Consider the following 17,809-nt stretch of genomic DNA (forward strand, 5'->3'; position numbering starts at 1 on the left):
GTGGAAAGGATTAACTATGTCACTTCAAAAATTAGAAAACTATAGTAATAAAGCTGTCGTGCAAGAAGAAGTATTGATTTTAACAGAATTGTTAGAAGATATCACTAAAAATATGCTTGCCCCAGAGACTTTTGAAAAAATCATGCAGTTGAAAGAATTGTCAACTCAAGAAGATTATCAAGGCTTGAACCAATTGGTTACTAGTCTGTCGAATGATGAAATGGCTTATATTTCACGCTATTTCTCAATTTTGCCTCTCTTGATTAATATTTCAGAAGACGTGGATTTGGCTTATGAAATCAACCACCAAAATAATATTGATCAAGATTATCTTGGAAAATTATCAGCAACGATCAAAATGGTTGCTGAAAAAGAAAATGCGGTTGAAATTCTTGAACACTTGAATGTTGTCCCTGTTTTGACAGCCCATCCAACACAAGTGCAACGTAAGAGTATGTTGGATTTGACAAACCATATCCATACCCTCTTGCGTAAGTATCGTGATGTGAAATTAGGCTTGATTAATAAGGAAAAATGGCATAATGATCTCCGTCGTTACATTGAGATTATCATGCAGACAGATATGATTCGTGAAAAGAAATTGAAAGTAACCAATGAAATTACGAATGTTATGGAATACTACAATAGTTCATTCCTGAAAGCTGTTCCTCATTTGACTGCTGAGTACAAGCGTCTGGCTAAAAAACACGGCTTGGAGTTGAAACATCCTAAACCAATTACCATGGGAATGTGGATTGGTGGAGACCGTGATGGGAATCCTTTTGTTACAGCAGATACCTTGAAACAATCTGCTATGACTCAGTGTGAAGTCATCATGAACTACTATGATGAAAAGATTTACCAACTTTATCGTGAATTCTCTCTCTCAACTAGTATTGTCAATGTCAGCAAGCAAGTCAGAGAAATGGCTCGTCAATCTAAGGATAACTCTATTTACCGTGAAAAAGAGCTTTACCGCCGTGCCTTGTTTGATATTCAATCAAAAATCCAAGCAACAAAAACCTATCTGATTGAGGATAAGGAAGTTGGGGCTCGCTATGAAACGGCCAATGATTTTTATAAGGATTTAATTACTATTCGTGATTCCCTCTTGGAAAATAAGGGTGAAGCACTGATTTCTGGTGATTTTGTTGAGTTAATTCAGGCAGTTGAAATTTTTGGTTTCTATTTGGCATCTATTGACATGCGTCAAGATTCTAGTGTTCATGAAGCCTGTGTAGCTGAACTCTTGAAATCAGCAGGAATTCATTCTCATTATAGCGAACTCAGTGAAGAAGAAAAATGCCAACTTCTTTTGAAAGAATTAGAAGAAGATCCACGTATTCTTTCTGCCACTCATGTTGAAAAATCAGAGTTACTTGAAAAAGAATTAGCAATCTTTAAGGCTGCTCGTAAGTTGAAAGATAAGTTGGGTGATGATGTTATTCGTCAAACCATTATTTCACATGCAACTAGCGTATCAGACATGCTGGAATTGGCTATCTTACTAAAAGAAGTAGGGTTAGTTGATAAAGAAAGAGCCCGTGTTCAAATCGTTCCTCTCTTTGAAACAATAGAGGACTTGGATCACTCAGAAGAAATTATGAGAGAATACCTTTCTCTTCCTCTTGCTAAGAAATGGATTGCTTCTCGCAATAACTACCAAGAAATCATGCTTGGTTACTCTGATAGTAATAAAGATGGTGGCTACCTATCATCATGTTGGACCCTCTACAAGGCTCAACAACAATTGACTGCTATTGGAGATGAATTTGGTGTTAAGGTTACCTTCTTCCATGGCCGTGGTGGGACTGTTGGTCGTGGTGGTGGACCAACTTATGAAGCCATCACCTCCCAACCGCTCAAGTCTATCAAGGATCGTATCCGCTTGACGGAGCAGGGTGAAGTAATTGGCAATAAATACGGTAACAAAGATGCTGCCTACTATAACCTTGAAATGCTAGTATCTGCAGCCATTAACCGTATGATTACGCAGAAGAAGAGCGATACCAATACCTCAAATCGATATGAAGCCATTATGGACCAAGTAGTGGACCGTAGTTACGATATCTACCGTGATTTGGTCTTTGGTAATGATCATTTCTATGATTATTTCTTCGAGTCAAGTCCAATCAAGGCTATTTCAAGCTTTAACATTGGTTCTCGTCCAGCTGCTCGTAAAACGATTACTGAAATCGGTGGTTTGCGGGCTATTCCTTGGGTATTCTCATGGTCGCAAAGTCGCGTCATGTTCCCTGGCTGGTATGGGGTTGGTTCAAGCTTCAAAGAATTTATCGATAAAAATCCAGAAAATATCGCTATTCTACGAGATATGTATCAAAATTGGCCTTTCTTCCAGTCGCTTCTTTCAAATGTTGATATGGTCTTGTCAAAATCAAATATGAATATTGCTTTTGAATATGCTAAACTTTGTGAAGATGATCAAGTAAAAGCAATCTATGAGACTATTCTAAATGAATGGCAAGTTACCAAGGAAGTCATCTTGGCTATCGAAGGTTATGATGAACTTTTGGCTGAAAATCCATATCTAAAAGCAAGTTTGGATTATCGTATGCCTTACTTTAATATCCTTAACTATATCCAGTTGGAGTTGATTAAACGTCAACGCCGAGGAGAATTATCAAGCGATCAAGAAAAATTAATCCATACAACCATCAACGGAATTGCGACAGGATTGCGTAATTCAGGCTGATACCTATCAAACTTCCTCTTTTCTATAGGGGAAGTTTTTGAATAGTTCAAAAAAATGCTAAAAGAGTCTTGACAAGTAGTTGAAAAATGATATAATTTAACCATTCAGAAAAGTAATCATTCAAACTTTTTAGAGAGTCTGTGGTAGCTGAAAACAGATAAGTGGTGATGATGAAAATTGGGCTGAATGTTATTTAGAATTTGAAATCATAAAAATTCGGTGAGCACACCTTACAGTGCATCTCGTTATTGCGAGACAGAGCGATAGGGAAATTCCCTATAATTGAGGTGGTACCGCGCATTGACGTCCTCACACAAGTTTTTTGTGTGAGGACTTTTTTTGATGGAGGTTAGTATGGAAAGAAAACGATGGCGTCGCTTGTTTATACTCAATGAAAATCAAAGTACAAACTAGGAAGCTAGCCGCAGGTTGCTCAAAGCACTGCTTTGAGGTTGTGGATAGAACTGACGAAGTCAGTAACCATAGCTACGGCAAGGTGAAGCTGACGTGGTTTGAAGAGATTTTCGAAGAGTATTAGATAAGTGAAGTATTTTGAAGGAAATAAAAAGGAGAAATAGAATGAAAAATAAACGTTTAATTGGAATTATCGCTGCCTTAGCAGTCTTAGTAGCAGGAAGCTTGATTTACTCTTCAATGAATAAACCAGAAACTAAGAATGAGAAGAAAGTTGCCAAAGTTGGTGTCCTTCAGTTTGTGAGCCATCCATCTCTTGACTTGATTTATAAAGGGATTCAAGATGGACTTGCAGAAGAAGGTTATAAAGATGACCAGTTGAAGATTGACTTTATGAACTCAGAAGGTGACCAAAGTAAGGTTGCGACAATGAGTAAACAATTGGTTGCAAATGGGAATGACCTTGTGGTTGGTATTGCAACACCAGCTGCTCAAGGTTTGGCTAGTGCAACAAAAGACCTACCGGTTATCATGGCTGCTATTACAGACCCAATTGGTGCTAACTTGGTCAAAGATTTGAAAAAACCAGGTGGCAACATTACAGGGGTGTCTGACCACAATCCAGCTCAACAACAAGTTGAACTCATTAAGGCTCTTACACCAAATGTAAAAACAATCGGAGCCCTTTACTCAAGTAGCGAAGACAATTCAAAAACTCAAGTCGAAGAATTTAAGGCTTATGCTGAAAAAGCAGGTTTGACAGTCGAAACATTTGCTGTTCCTTCAACAAATGAAATTGCTTCAACAGTCAATGTTATGACTAGCAAGGTTGATGCTATCTGGGTTCCAATCGACAACACCATTGCATCTGCATTTTCAACAGTTGTATCAAGCAATCAATCAGCTAAAAAGCCAATCTATCCAAGCGCGACTGCCATGGTAGAAGCAGGTGGCTTGGCATCAGTTGTAGTTGACCAACACGACCTTGGTGTGGCAACTGGTAAAATGATTGCGCAAGTCTTGAAAGGTGCAAAACCAGCTGATACTCCAGTCAATGTATTTTCAACTGGTAAGTCAGTAATTAACAAAAAATTAGCACAAGAGCTAGGTATTACGATTCCTGAATCTGTTCTAAAAGAAGCAGGACAAGTGATTGAATAATCTGTAATGGAGGAGTTGGGGACATCTCCTCCAATTTTTTACAATAAAAATCATATAGAAAAGGTTAAGAAACAGATGATATTATCTATTATTTCTCAAGGATTTGTCTGGGCTATTTTAGGTCTGGGAATCTTTATGACATTTAGGATTTTAAACTTTCCAGATATGACGACAGAAGGTTCCTTCCCTCTTGGGGGAGCTGTTGCTGTCACTCTGATAACCAAAGGCGTGAACCCATTTCTAGCGACACTTGTTGCTGTAGGAGCAGGTTGTTTGGCTGGTATGGCAGCAGGCCTTCTTTATACAAAAGGGAAGATTCCAACCTTGTTATCAGGGATTTTGGTGATGACTTCTTGTCACTCAATCATGCTCTTGATTATGGGACGTGCGAATTTAGGCCTGCTTGGAACCAAGCAAATTCAGGATGTTTTGCCTTTTGATTCAGACTTGAATCAACTCTTGACAGGTCTTATCTTTGTCAGTCTTGTCATTGCTCTTATGCTCTTTTTCTTGGATACCAAACTCGGACAGGCCTATATTGCTACAGGTGACAATCCTGATATGGCTAGAAGTTTCGGGATTCATACTGGACGTATGGAGCTCATGGGATTGGTCTTATCAAATGGTGTGATTGCCCTTGCAGGAGCTCTTATTGCCCAGCAAGAAGGCTATGCCGATGTATCTCGAGGAATCGGTGTTATCGTTGTGGGGCTTGCAAGTTTGATTATTGGAGAAGTTATCTTCAAGAGTTTGAGCTTGGCAGAACGTCTGGTTACCATTGTTGTAGGTTCTATCGCCTATCAATTCTTAGTGTGGGCAGTTATTGCGCTTGGCTTTAATACTAGTTACCTTCGTTTGTACAGCGCCGTGATTTTAGCAGTCTGCCTCATGATTCCAACATTTAAGCAAACAATCTTGAAAGGAGCCAAATTAAGCAAATGACAGCAATTGTAGAATTAAAAAATGCAACCAAAGTCGTTAAAAATGGCTTTGATGAAGAAAAGATTATTTTAAATGATGTTTCCTTAGAAATTTTTGAACAGGATTTCATCACGATTTTAGGTGGAAATGGTGCTGGCAAATCAACTCTCTTTAACACTATTGCAGGAACTTTATCACTAACCAGTGGGACCATCCGTATTTTAGGTGAGGATGTTACCAAGTTTTCACCAGAGAAGCGCGCTAAGTATCTGTCTCGTGTCTTCCAAGATCCCAAGATGGGGACAGCTCCCCGTATGACGGTGGCTGAAAATCTTTTGATTGCCAAGTTTCGTGGTGAAAAGCGTGGACTGTTTCCGAGACGTCTGGCTAGCTATAAGGATGAGTTTCAGGCAACTATTGAAAAAGTGGGAAACGGTCTTGAGAAACACTTGAATACACCGATTGAGTTCTTATCAGGTGGGCAAAGACAGGCCTTGAGTCTCTTGATGGCAACCTTGAAACGACCTGAATTACTCTTGTTAGACGAGCATACTGCAGCCCTTGATCCAAAGACCAGTGTGTCCTTGATGGAATTGACGGATGAATTTGTCAAGAAAGACCAGCTGACAGCGCTTATGATTACCCACCATATGGAAGATGCTCTCAAATATGGTAATCGCTTGATTGTTATGAAAGAAGGACGGATTATCCAAGATTTGAAACAAGAAGAAAAAGCAAAAATGAAAATCTCTGATTATTATCAGCTCTTTGAATAAAGTAGGGAAAATGAGTGAAATGGTTTACTTTTTTTCTGAAATAAAGTATACTATATAAAGTAAACTATGATAACATGGAGGTATTGTGTATGGTTGACAAAAAAGTCATTGAAGAAATCAAAAACAATGCCAACATTGTGGAAGTCATAGGAGATGTGATTTCTTTACAAAAGGCAGGACGGAACTATCTAGGGCTCTGTCCTTTTCATGGTGAAAAAACACCTTCTTTTAACGTTGTAGAGGATAAGCAGTTTTATCACTGTTTTGGTTGTGGCCGCTCAGGTGATGTCTTTAAATTCATTGAGGAGTACCAAGGGGTTCCCTTTATGGAGGCTGTCCAAATCTTAGGTCAGCGTGTTGGGATAGAGGTGGAAAAACCGCTTTATAGTGAGCAGAAGCCAGCCTCTCCACATCAAGCTCTTTATGATATGCACGAAGATGCTGCCAAATTTTATCATGCTATTCTCATGACAACGACCATGGGGGAGGCGGCCAGAAACTACCTTTATCAGCGTGGTTTGACAGATGAAGTGCTTAAGCATTTTCGGATTGGTTTAGCACCTCCAGAACGAAACTATCTCTATCAACGTTTGTCTGGTCAGTATCATGAAGAGGATTTCCTAGATTCAGGACTGTTTTATCTCTCGGATGCTAATCAATTTGTAGACACCTTTCACAATCGGATTATGTTTCCCCTGACAAATGATCAGGGAAAGGTCATTGCCTTCTCAGGTCGTATCTGGCAGAAAACGGATTCACAAACTTCTAAGTATAAAAATAGCCGATCGACTGCAATTTTTAACAAAAGTTACGAATTATATCATATGGATAGGGCAAAAAAATCTTCTGGCAAAGCCAGTGAGATTTATCTGATGGAAGGGTTCATGGATGTTATTGCAGCCTATAGGGCTGGAATCGAAAACGCTGTCGCATCTATGGGAACAGCCTTGAGTCGAGAGCATGTTGAGCATCTGAAAAGGTTAACCAAGAAGTTAGTCCTTGTTTACGATGGCGATAAGGCTGGGCAAGCCGCAACATTGAAAGCCTTGGATGAAATTGGTGATATGCCTGTGCAAATCGTCAGTATGCCTGATAACTTGGATCCAGATGAGTATCTACAAAAAAATGGTCCAGAAGACTTGGCCTATCTATTAACGAAAACTCGTATTAGTCCGATTGAGTTTTACATTCACCAGTACAAACCTGAAAACAGTGAAAATCTGCAAGCTCAGATTGAGTTTATTGAAAAAATAGCTCCCTTGATTGTTCAAGAAAAGTCCATCACTGCTCAAAACAGCTATATTCATATTTTAGCTGACAGTCTGGCATCCTTTGATTATGCCCAGATTGAGCAGATTGTGAATGAGAGTCGTCAGGTACAAAGGCAGAATCGTATGGAAGGAATTTCCAGACCGACGCCAATCACCATGACTGTCACCAAGCAGTTATCGGCTGTTATGAGGGCAGAAGCTCACCTACTTTATCGAATGATGGAATCTCCCCTTATTTTGAACGATTACCGTTTGCGAGAAGATTTTGCATTTGACACTCCTGAATTTCAGGTCTTATATGACTTGCTTGGCCAGTATGGTAATCTTCCTCCAGAAGTTTTAGCAGAGCAGACAGAGGAAGTTGAAAGAGCTTGGTATCAAGTCTTAGCTCAGGATTTACCTGCCGAGATGTCACCACAGGAGCTTAGTGAAGTAGAAATGACTCGAAACAAGGCTCTCTTGAATCAGGACAATATGAGAATCAAAAAGAAGGTGCAGGAAGCTAGCCATGTAGGAGATACAGACACAGCCCTAGAAGAATTGGAACGTTTAATTTCCCAAAAGAGAAGAATGGAGTAATAATGGCAACAAAACAAAAAGAAGTAACAACATTTGATGTACAAGTAGCAGAATTTATCCGTAATCATAAGCAAAAAGGGACAGCAACAGATGATGAAATCAATGCTAGTCTTGTCGTTCCTTTTACCTTGGACGCTGATGGGATTGAAGATCTCTTGCAACGGATTCAGGACGCAGGAATTTCTATCACAGATAATGAAGGAAATCCAAGTGCGCGTGTTCTTAGTGCTGAAGAAGAACCAGAACTCAGCGATGAGGACTTGATTGGTTCAACTTCTGCTAAGGTTAATGACCCTGTCCGTATGTACTTGAAAGAAATCGGGGTCGTTCCTCTCTTGACCAATGAAGAGGAAAAAGAATTGGCACTAGCAGTTGAAGCTGGTGATATCGAAGCCAAACAACGTCTTGCGGAAGCCAACCTTCGTTTGGTTGTTTCTATTGCCAAACGCTATGTTGGCCGTGGTATGCAGTTCCTTGACTTGATTCAAGAAGGGAATATGGGCTTGATGAAGGCGGTTGACAAGTTTGACTATTCTAAAGGGTTCAAGTTCTCAACTTATGCAACTTGGTGGATTCGTCAGGCTATCACTCGTGCTATTGCGGACCAAGCTCGTACCATCCGTATCCCAGTTCACATGGTTGAAACCATCAATAAATTGGTTCGTGAACAGCGTAACCTCCTTCAAGAATTGGGTCAAGACCCAACACCAGAGCAAATCGCTGAACGTATGGATATGACACCTGATAAGGTTCGTGAAATCTTGAAGATTGCCCAAGAACCAGTATCTCTTGAAACTCCTATTGGTGAAGAGGATGATAGCCACCTTGGGGACTTTATCGAAGATGAAGTGATTGAAAATCCAGTGGACTATACAACTCGTATCGTCTTGCGTGAGCAGTTGGATGAGGTCTTGGATACTCTTACAGACCGTGAAGAAAATGTTCTGCGTCTACGTTTTGGGCTTGATGATGGGAAAATGCGTACCCTTGAAGATGTGGGTAAAGTATTTAACGTAACCCGTGAGCGTATCCGTCAGATTGAAGCAAAGGCTTTGAGAAAACTACGCCAACCAAGTCGTAGTAAACCGCTTCGTGATTTTATTGAAGACTAAGAGTGAGGATGAATATGGCTTATACAGAAGAGCAAATTGATAACATCAAAACACGCATTTTAACAGCCTTGGAAGAAGTCATCGACCCTGAGTTGGGAATCGATATTGTCAACCTTGGTTTGATTTATGAGATTCGTTTTGACGGCGACACTGGGCAAACAGAGATTGATATGACTTTGACAACTATGGGTTGTCCCCTAGCCGACCTTTTGACGGATCAGATTTATGATGCCATGACCGAGGTTCCAGAAGTAACGGATACTGAGGTCAAATTGGTTTGGTATCCAGCCTGGACTGTTGAAAAAATGAGTCGCTATGCACGCATTGCCCTAGGAATTAAATAAACATATAAAAGCATGTGAGAGACCGTTGGAAAAGTGAGGAAATTTCCCCCTCTTTTCCTCCAGTCTCTCCTTTCTTTTGCTGATTTTATTCCAAGAAAATGATATAATGGTAGTTATGGAAAAAAAGAAATTACGCATCAATATGTTGAGTTCAAGTGAGAAAGTAGCAGGACAAGGAGTTTCAGGTGCCTACCGTGAATTAGTTCGTCTTCTTCACCGTGATGCCAAGGACCAATTGATTGTTACAGAAAATCTTCCAATCGAGGCAGATGTGACTCACTTTCATACCATTGATTTCCCCTATTATTTATCAACCTTCCAAAAGAAACGCTCAGGGAGAAAAATTGGCTATGTGCATTTCTTACCTGATACACTTGAGGGGAGTTTGAAAATTCCATTTTTCTTAAAGGGAATTGTGAAACGCTATGTATTTTCTTTTTACAACCGGATGGAGCATTTGGTGGTGGTCAATCCTATGTTTATCGAGGATTTGGTCGCAGCTGGTATTCCACGTGAAAAAGTGACCTACATCCCTAACTTTGTCAACAAGGAAAAATGGCATCCTCTTCCGCAAGAAGAGGTAGCGAGACTGCGTACAGAGCTAGGTCTTAGTGACAATCAGTTTATCGTAGTAGGTGCTGGTCAAGTTCAGAAACGCAAAGGGATTGACGATTTTATCCGTCTGGCTGAGGAATTGCCTCATATTACCTTTATCTGGGCCGGTGGTTTCTCTTTTGGTGGTATGACAGATGGTTATGAACGCTACAAGAAAATGATGGAAAATCCTCCTAAAAATTTGATTTTTCCAGGTATTGTCTCACCAGAGCGGATGCGCGAGTTGTATGCCCTAGCGGATCTTTTCTTGCTTCCTAGTTACAATGAGCTCTTTCCGATGACGATTTTAGAGGCTGCCAGTTGTGAAGCTCCTATTATGTTGCGTGATTTAGATCTTTATAAGGTAATTTTGGAGGGAAATTATCGGGCGACAGCAGATAGAGAAGAGATGAAAGAAGCTATTCTGGAATATCAAGCAAATCCTGCTGCCTTAAAAGACCTTAAAGAAAAGGCTAAGAATATTTCTAGAGAGTATTCTGAAGAGCATCTGTTACAAATCTGGTTGGACTTTTATGAAAAACAAGCCGCTTTAGGGAGAAAGTAAAAAGTGAGGTAATCTATGCGAATTGGTTTATTTACAGATACCTATTTTCCTCAGGTCTCAGGTGTTGCGACCAGTATTCGAACCTTGAAAACAGAACTTGAAAAGCAGGGGCATGCTGTTTTTATCTTTACTACGACAGATAAGGATGTCAATCGTTATGAAGATTGGCAAATTATCCGCATTCCAAGTGTTCCCTTCTTTGCTTTTAAGGATCGCCGCTTTGCCTATCGAGGTTTCAGCAAGGCGCTTGAAATTGCTAAACAATATCAGCTAGATATTATCCACACTCAGACAGAATTTTCTCTTGGCTTGTTGGGAATTTGGATTGCGCGTGAATTGAAGATTCCAGTCATCCATACTTATCACACCCAGTACGAAGACTATGTGCATTATATTGCCAAGGGGATGTTGATTCGTCCGAGTATGGTCAAGTACTTGGTTAGAGGTTTCTTGCATGATGTAGATGGGGTTATTTGCCCGAGTGAGATTGTCCGTGACTTGTTATCTGACTATAAGGTCAAGGTGGAAAAACGGGTCATTCCAACTGGTATTGAATTAGCCAAGTTTGAGCGTCCAGAAATCAAGAAAGAAAATCTGAAAGAACTGCGTAGTAAATTAGGGATTCAAGATGATGAACAGATGTTGCTGAGTCTTTCCAGAATTTCCTATGAAAAAAATATTCAAGCAGTACTAGCAGCCTTTGCAGAAGTTCTGAAAGAAGAAGACAATGTCAAACTGGTGGTAGCTGGGGATGGTCCTTATCTGGATGACCTCAAAGAGCAAGCCAAGAAACTAGAGATTCAAGACTCCGTCATCTTTACTGGCATGATTGCTCCTAGTGAGACGGCTCTTTATTACAAGGCGGCGGATTTCTTCATCTCGGCATCGACAAGTGAAACCCAAGGTTTGACCTACTTGGAAAGCTTAGCTAGTGGGACGCCTGTCATTGCTCATGGAAATCCTTATCTGGACAATCTTATCAGTGATAAAATGTTTGGAACCTTGTACTATGGAGAACATGATTTGGCTGGTGCTATTTTGGAAGCCCTGATTGCAACGCCAGATATGAATGAGCATACCTTATCAGAGAAATTGTATGAGATTTCAGCTGAGAACTTTGGGAAACGAGTGCATGAGTTTTATCTGGATGCCATTATTTCAAATAACTTCCAGAAAGATTTAGCAAAAGATGACACGGTCAGCCAGCGTATCTTTAAGACAGTTTTGTATTTACCACAACAGGTGGTTGCTGTACCGGTAAAAGGCTCTAGACGCATGCTGAAGGCTTCAAAAACACAGTTGATCAGCATAAGAGATTATTGGAAAGACCATGAAGAATAGAAAGAGGAACAGTATGAAAAAACAATTAATGAGAAGCGGTCGTGATAAAAAGATTGCTGGTGTTTGTGCTGGGGTAGCCCATTATTTTGATATGGATCCTACTATTGTTCGCGTAATATGGGGTGTTCTTGCTTTTGGTTATGGAGCAGGAGTTGTAGCTTATATCATTTTATGGATTATCGCACCGGTATCAACTGACTATTGAAAACTAGCTAAATTCATGCTAAGATAATAGAAAATAGAATGTAACGAAGGAGATAAAAATGGCATTTGGAGATAATGGAAATCGTAAAAAAACTATGTTTGAGAAAATAACCTTGTTTATCGTGATTATCATGCTAGTAGCAAGTTTATTGGGAATTTTTGCAACTGCTATTGGTGCCCTCAGTAATCTATAAAATAGATTCAAGAAAATTTAGTGACTGGGATTTCCCAGCCCTTTTTTAAAGTGAGAAGAAAAAATGAGTATGTTTTTAGATACAGCCAAGATCAAGGTCAAGGCTGGTAATGGTGGTGATGGCATGGTTGCCTTTCGCCGTGAAAAATATGTCCCTAATGGCGGTCCTTGGGGCGGTGATGGTGGTCGTGGAGGCAATGTCATCTTCGTTGTAGATGAAGGTCTACGTACCCTCATGGATTTCCGCTATAATCGCCATTTCAAGGCTGATTCTGGTGAGAAAGGAATGACCAAAGGGATGCATGGTCGTGGTGCTGAGGACCTTAGAGTTCGAGTACCACAAGGTACGACTGTTCGTGATGCAGAGACTGGCAAGGTTTTGACAGATTTGATTGAACATGGTCAAGAATTTATCGTTGCCCACGGTGGACGTGGTGGACGTGGAAATATCCGCTTTGCGACTCCAAAAAATCCTGCACCGGAAATCTCTGAAAATGGAGAACCAGGTCAGGAACGTGAGTTACAATTGGAACTAAAAATCTTGGCAGATGTCGGTTTAGTAGGTTTCCCATCTGTAGGGAAATCAACACTTTTAAGTGTTATCACATCTGCTAAACCTAAAATTGGTGCCTACCACTTTACGACCATTGTGCCAAATCTAGGTATGGTTCGCACCCAATCAGGTGAATCCTTTGCAGTAGCCGATCTACCAGGTTTGATTGAAGGCGCTAGTCAAGGTGTTGGTTTGGGAACTCAGTTCCTCCGTCACATCGAGCGTACACGTGTCATCCTTCACATCATTGATATGTCAGCTAGCGAAGGCCGTGATCCTTATGAGGATTATCTTGCCATTAACAAGGAGTTGGAGTCATACAATCTTCGTCTCATGGAGCGTCCACAGATTATCGTAGCCAACAAAATGGACATGCCTGAGAGTCAAGAAAATCTTAAAGAATTTAAGAAAAAATTGGCTGAAAACTACGATGAATTTGAAGAGTTACCAGTTATCTTCCCAATTTCTGGTTTGACTAAGCAAGGTTTGGCTACGCTTTTGGATGCTACAGCTGAATTGTTAGACAAGACACCAGAATTCTTGCTCTATGACGAGTCAGATATGGAAGAAGAAGCATACTACGGCTTTGACGAGGAAGAAAAAGCCTTTGAAATTAGTCGTGATGACGATGCAACATGGGTGCTTTCTGGTGAAAAACTCATGAAACTCTTTAACATGACCAACTTTGATCGTGACGAATCTGTCATGAAATTTGCCCGCCAGCTTCGTGGCATGGGAGTTGATGAATCTCTTCGCGCGCGTGGTGCTAAGGATGGGGATTTGGTCCGCATTGGTAAATTTGAGTTTGAATTTGTAGACTAGGAGACTGGTATGGGAGATAAACCGATATCTTTCCGAGATGCGGATGGAAATTTCGTTTCCGCTGCAGATGTTTGGAATGAAAAGAAATTGGAAGAACTATTTAATCGTCTCAATCCAAATCGTGCCTTGAGATTGGCACGAGCTAAAAAAGAAAATCCATCACAGTAAAGAAGATAAAACTCCAATTATCAGTCAAGTTAACGGTAACGAATAGAAGCTAAGGTCGAGAAAGGGCAAAATTTGTCCTTTCTTTTTACTTATAAATTATAATATATTGAAATAGAATGTAAACAAATAGACTAGGGAATTCAAATCAAATTTCTAACAAGGCTTTATAAGTAGTGTTGTCCTATTCTAGCTTCAAGATACTGTATTTTTTCTATTGAAAAAGAATTTTTTTACAAAAATAGTTGGTTATTTGGTTTATTTATGCTATAATAGGAGCAATTATTTTTAGGAGGTGTCAGTATGTCTTATTTGTTTGAGATATTACCGAGTTTATTGAGCGGTGCAAGCATGACTTTACAGGTTTTTGTGCTGGTCTTGATTTTTTCTATTCCCTTGGGCGTTTTGATTGCCTTTGCCTTGCAAGTCCATTGGAAGCTCCTCCATCATCTGATTAATATTTATATTTGGATTATGCGAGGTACACCCTTGCTCTTGCAATTAATCTTTATCTATTACGTGCTACCAAGTATTGGGATCCGTTTAGATCGCCTTCCTGCGGCCATTATTGCCTTTGTTTTGAATTATGCGGCTTACTTTGCTGAAATTTTCCGTGGGGGAATTGATACCATTCCTAAAGGTCAATATGAGGCCGCCAAGGTCTTGAAGTTTAGTCCCTTTGCCACAGTTCGCTACATTATTTTGCCTCAGGTAACCAAGATTGTTCTTCCTAGTGTCTTTAATGAAGTCATGAGTTTGGTCAAGGATACTTCTCTGGTCTATGCTCTAGGAATTTCAGATCTTATCTTGGCTAGTCGAACAGCTGCAAACCGTGATGCTAGTCTGGTTCCAATGTTCTTGGCAGGAGCCATTTACTTGATTTTGATTGGTATTGTGACTATCCTTGCCAAAAAAGTTGAGAAGAAGTACAGTTACTATAGATAGGAGGCTACCATGTTAGAATTACGAAATATCAATAAGGGATTTGGTGAAAAGCAAATTTTGTCCAATTTCAGTCTAAGCATTCTTGAAAAGCAAATCCTAGCCATCGTTGGGCCTTCTGGTGGAGGTAAGACAACCCTCTTACGTATGCTTGCGGGTCTTGAAACCATTGATTCAGGGCAAATCTTTTATAATGGAGAACCTTTAGAACTGGATGAATTGGAGAAGCGCAATTTACTGGGATTTGTATTCCAAGATTTTCAACTTTTCCCTCATTTATCAGTTCTAGATAATTTGACCTTATCGCCCGTAAAAACGATGGGAATGAAGCAGGAAGAGGCTGAGAAGAAGGCGCGTGATCTCTTGGAACAGTTAGGACTGGCAGGGCACGCAGACGCCTATCCATTCTCACTATCTGGTGGGCAAAAGCAACGGGTGGCCTTGGCGCGTGCTATGATGATTGACCCAGAAATCATTGGTTACGATGAACCAACTTCTGCTCTGGATCCAGAATTACGCTTGGAAGTGGAAAAATTGATCTTGCAAAATAGGGAACTCGGTATGACTCAGATTGTCGTTACCCACGATTTACAATTCGCTGAAAATATCGCAGATCAGATTCTCAAGGTTGAGCCCAAGTAGGAGGTGCCAATGACTAATAAGAAAATTGCTTTGGTATTGGTTTCGTTCCTGACTCTCTTTTTAACAGCTTGTACTCAGAAGGCTAGTGATCCAAAGCAAGATAACTGGAATAAGTATCAAGAGCAAGGCAGTATAACCATTGGTTTTGACAATACCTTTGTACCCATGGGATTTGAAGAAAAGAATGGCCAATATACAGGCTTTGATATTGACTTAGCACAAGCTGTCTCTGAAAAATTAGGTTTTAAAGTTCAATTTCAGCCAATTGACTGGGATATGAAGGAGACAGAACTGCAAAATGGAACTATTGATGCCATCTGGAATGGCTATTCTGCTACTGATGAACGCCGAGAAAAGGTTGCCTTTAGCATTCAATATATGGAAAATCAGCAAGTTTTGGTTACGAAAAAAAGCCAGCAAATTCATTCAGTAGAGGATATGAAGGATAAGACCTTGGGAGCACAAGCCGGTTCCTCTGGTTATTTAGACTTTGAAGCCCAGCCAGACTTACTGAAAAATCGTGTTAAAGATCAGAAGGCCAATCAATATCAGAGTTTCAATGAAGCCTTGATTGATTTGAAAAATGATCGAATTGATGCCTTGTTGATTGACCGAGTGTATGCTAATTACTATCTTCAGTCTGAGGGGATATTAAATGACTATAATGTCTTTTCAGCTGGATTTGAGAGTGAATCTTTTGCGGTCGGAGTTAGACCAGCAGACAAGAGATTACTGCAAGCTTTAAACCAAGCCTTTATTGAACTATACCAAGAAGGGAAGTTCAAGGAAATCAGCCAAAAATGGTTTGGAGAAGATGTAGCAACCAAAGAAGTGAAAAGTAGAGATTGAGTTTTTACTCAGTCTTTTTTGCATCAAAAAATCCTCTGGCAAATACCAGAGGATAAGAGTTTATTTCATTGTTGGGAAGAGCAATACGTCACGGATAGTAGTTGTATCAGTGAGGAGCATGCAGAGACGGTCGATACCGATTCCCAAACCACCTGTTGGTGGCATACCGTATTCAAGAGCTTCAATGTAGTCGTAGTCGATACCTGTAGCTTCATCATCACCAAGTTCTTTAGCTTTAGCTTGGGCTTCAAAACGGCTAAGTTGATCGATTGGATCGTTGAGCTCAGTAAAGGCATTACCGTACTCCTTAGTCATGATGAAGAGCTCGAAACGGTCAGTAAAGCGTTCATCTTCAGGATTTTTCTTAGCCAGTGGAGATACAGCTACTGGATGTCCATAGACAAAAGTTGGTTGGATTAAGGTTTCTTCAACAAACTCTTCAAAGAAGGCATTGATAATGTGACCAACTTCAGTGTAGTGTTTCTCAACAGGAACCTTCTTCTCAGCAGCGATAGCTTTGGCTTCCTCGAAAGTCATGTCTTGCCAGAAATCTACACCAGTAATTTCCTTGATAGCATCCACCATGTGAACACGCTTAAATGGTTCATTGATTTTGATTTCAGTTCCTTGGTAGTTAACTGGGCCTTCGCCTTTGACAGCTTTAGCAGCATGTTGGATAATGCCTTCCGTCAAGTCCATGATGTCTTGGAAGTCTGCATAAGCTTGGTAGACTTCGATAGAAGTAAATTCAGGGTTATGAGTAGCATCCATTCCTTCGTTACGGAAGATACGGCCAATTTCATAAACGCGTTCCATACCACCTACGATTAGGCGTTTCAAGTGAAGCTCAGTCGCGATACGAAGCACCATGTCAATGTTTTGGGCATTGTGGTGAGTGATAAATGGACGGGCAGAAGCACCACCAGCTTCGTTATGAAGAACAGGTGTTTCCACTTCAAGGAAACCTTTTTGATCAAGGTAACGACGGATTTCAGAAATGATTTTTGAACGAGTGACAAAGCGCTCAAAGCTTTCACGGTTAGAAATCAAGTCAAGGTAACGTTTACGGTAAATTGTTTCAACGTCTGTCAAACCATGGAATTTCTCTGGTAGAGGACGAAGAGCCTTAGACAAGTGTGTGATGTGAGTAGCCTTGATAGAGAGTTCTCCCATATCTGTACGCATCACTTCGCCTTCGACACCAAGGAAGTCACCAAGGTCTGCTTTCTTGAAGATTTCATAGTTTTCTTCACCGACAGCATCCTTACGAACGTAGATCTGGATTTGACCTTCGCGGTCTTGAAGGTGGGCAAAACCTACTTTACCTTTACCACGTTTGGTTACCAAGCGTCCTGCGATAGTAGCTGTTTCGTTTTTATCGTGTAATTGTTCTTTATCGAGATCAGCAAATTTATCTTTTAATTCTTGTGAATTTGCAGTGCGTTCAAAGCGTTTTCCGAAAGGATCAATTCCTTGTTCACGGAGCGCAGCCATTTTTTCACGGCGAACGATCTGCTGGTCATTTAGTTCTTCCATATGTTCTGTTGACATGGGATCCTCCTAGTTTTACTCAAAATTGAATACGATGAGTCATTTTTTGCGATACTCCCATTTTATCATAAATAAGCAAGAAATTCACGGATAATCT

At 40.3% G+C, this 17,809-nt stretch carries 17 protein-coding genes and 1 other annotated feature; of the genes, 16 read left to right on the forward strand and 1 reads right to left on the reverse strand.

The features are described from left to right. Positions 1–16: 16 nt before the first annotated feature. The 16 genes from ppc (at position 17) to QS39_RS06465 (ending at position 16,161) form a co-directional block, all read left to right on the forward strand. A complete protein-coding gene (gene ppc, locus QS39_RS06385) occupies positions 17–2,713 on the forward strand; it encodes a phosphoenolpyruvate carboxylase (protein WP_077804978.1) in 2,697 nt (898 codons plus the stop codon). A 96-nt stretch (positions 2,714–2,809) separates the two neighbouring features. Beyond that, positions 2,810–3,027, forward strand: a binding site (T-box leader). A gap of 265 nt (positions 3,028–3,292) precedes the next feature. After that, on the forward strand, positions 3,293–4,288 hold the full coding sequence (trpX, locus tag QS39_RS06395) for a tryptophan ABC transporter substrate-binding protein (protein ID WP_077804979.1): 996 nt from the start codon (positions 3,293–3,295) through the stop codon (positions 4,286–4,288). 75 nt (positions 4,289–4,363) lie between these two features. After that, the gene (locus tag QS39_RS06400) at positions 4,364–5,230 is read left to right on the forward strand and encodes an ABC transporter permease (protein WP_004234420.1); all 867 of its coding nucleotides are present in this window, start codon (positions 4,364–4,366) and stop codon (positions 5,228–5,230) included. After that, the gene (locus QS39_RS06405; RefSeq protein ID WP_000125437.1) at positions 5,227–5,985 is read left to right on the forward strand and encodes an ABC transporter ATP-binding protein; all 759 of its coding nucleotides are present in this window, start codon (positions 5,227–5,229) and stop codon (positions 5,983–5,985) included. Before QS39_RS06400 ends, QS39_RS06405 begins: the two co-directional genes overlap by 4 nt. Positions 5,986–6,074: 89 nt before the next feature. Then, on the forward strand, positions 6,075–7,835 hold the full coding sequence (gene dnaG, locus QS39_RS06410) for a DNA primase (protein WP_077804980.1): 1,761 nt from the start codon (positions 6,075–6,077) through the stop codon (positions 7,833–7,835). Positions 7,836–7,837: 2 nt separating this feature from the next. Then, positions 7,838–8,947 (forward strand): RNA polymerase sigma factor RpoD, encoded by a 1,110-nt coding sequence (rpoD, locus tag QS39_RS06415; protein WP_000201905.1) that lies wholly within the window; start codon positions 7,838–7,840, stop codon positions 8,945–8,947. A gap of 14 nt (positions 8,948–8,961) precedes the next feature. After that, a complete protein-coding gene (locus tag QS39_RS06420; RefSeq protein WP_000331921.1) occupies positions 8,962–9,291 on the forward strand; it encodes a metal-sulfur cluster assembly factor in 330 nt (109 codons plus the stop codon). Positions 9,292–9,406: 115 nt separating this feature from the next. Beyond that, positions 9,407–10,450 carry an alpha-galactosylglucosyldiacylglycerol synthase gene (gene cpoA, locus QS39_RS06425; RefSeq protein WP_180375013.1) on the forward strand — a complete coding sequence of 348 codons (1,044 nt, stop codon included), beginning with the start codon at positions 9,407–9,409 and terminating at the stop codon, positions 10,448–10,450. 15 nt (positions 10,451–10,465) lie between these two features. Then, positions 10,466–11,791, forward strand: coding sequence for a glycosyltransferase family 4 protein (locus QS39_RS06430; RefSeq protein WP_077804981.1), 1,326 nt, complete (start codon positions 10,466–10,468; stop codon positions 11,789–11,791). A 28-nt stretch (positions 11,792–11,819) separates the two neighbouring features. Then, positions 11,820–11,996 (forward strand): PspC domain-containing protein, encoded by a 177-nt coding sequence (locus QS39_RS06435; RefSeq protein ID WP_069288825.1) that lies wholly within the window; start codon positions 11,820–11,822, stop codon positions 11,994–11,996. Between the two features lie 58 nt (positions 11,997–12,054). Continuing rightward, positions 12,055–12,189 (forward strand): DUF4044 domain-containing protein, encoded by a 135-nt coding sequence (locus tag QS39_RS06440; RefSeq protein WP_000863859.1) that lies wholly within the window; start codon positions 12,055–12,057, stop codon positions 12,187–12,189. Positions 12,190–12,252: 63 nt separating this feature from the next. After that, positions 12,253–13,563: a GTPase ObgE gene (obgE, locus tag QS39_RS06445; protein ID WP_077804982.1), complete on the forward strand. Its 1,311-nt coding sequence runs from the start codon at positions 12,253–12,255 to the stop codon at positions 13,561–13,563. A gap of 9 nt (positions 13,564–13,572) precedes the next feature. Then, positions 13,573–13,731: a hypothetical protein gene (locus tag QS39_RS06450; RefSeq protein WP_060805680.1), complete on the forward strand. Its 159-nt coding sequence runs from the start codon at positions 13,573–13,575 to the stop codon at positions 13,729–13,731. Between the two features lie 300 nt (positions 13,732–14,031). Further along, entirely contained in the window at positions 14,032–14,673 is a 642-nt protein-coding gene (locus QS39_RS06455; protein ID WP_023942752.1) for an amino acid ABC transporter permease, read from the forward strand. A 9-nt stretch (positions 14,674–14,682) separates the two neighbouring features. Continuing rightward, on the forward strand, positions 14,683–15,312 hold the full coding sequence (locus QS39_RS06460; protein ID WP_077804983.1) for an amino acid ABC transporter ATP-binding protein: 630 nt from the start codon (positions 14,683–14,685) through the stop codon (positions 15,310–15,312). A gap of 9 nt (positions 15,313–15,321) precedes the next feature. Then, positions 15,322–16,161, forward strand: coding sequence for an amino acid ABC transporter substrate-binding protein (locus QS39_RS06465; protein WP_077804984.1), 840 nt, complete (start codon positions 15,322–15,324; stop codon positions 16,159–16,161). 60 nt (positions 16,162–16,221) lie between these two features. Here the strand turns inward: QS39_RS06465 and lysS are convergent, their stop codons facing one another. Then, positions 16,222–17,712 (reverse strand): lysine--tRNA ligase, encoded by a 1,491-nt coding sequence (gene lysS / locus QS39_RS06470; RefSeq protein WP_077804985.1) that lies wholly within the window; start codon positions 17,710–17,712, stop codon positions 16,222–16,224. Positions 17,713–17,809 lie beyond the last annotated feature (97 nt).

Origin of the sequence: Streptococcus mitis, from assembly GCF_002005545.1 — a bacterium.
GTDB lineage: Bacteria > Bacillota > Bacilli > Lactobacillales > Streptococcaceae > Streptococcus > Streptococcus mitis_I.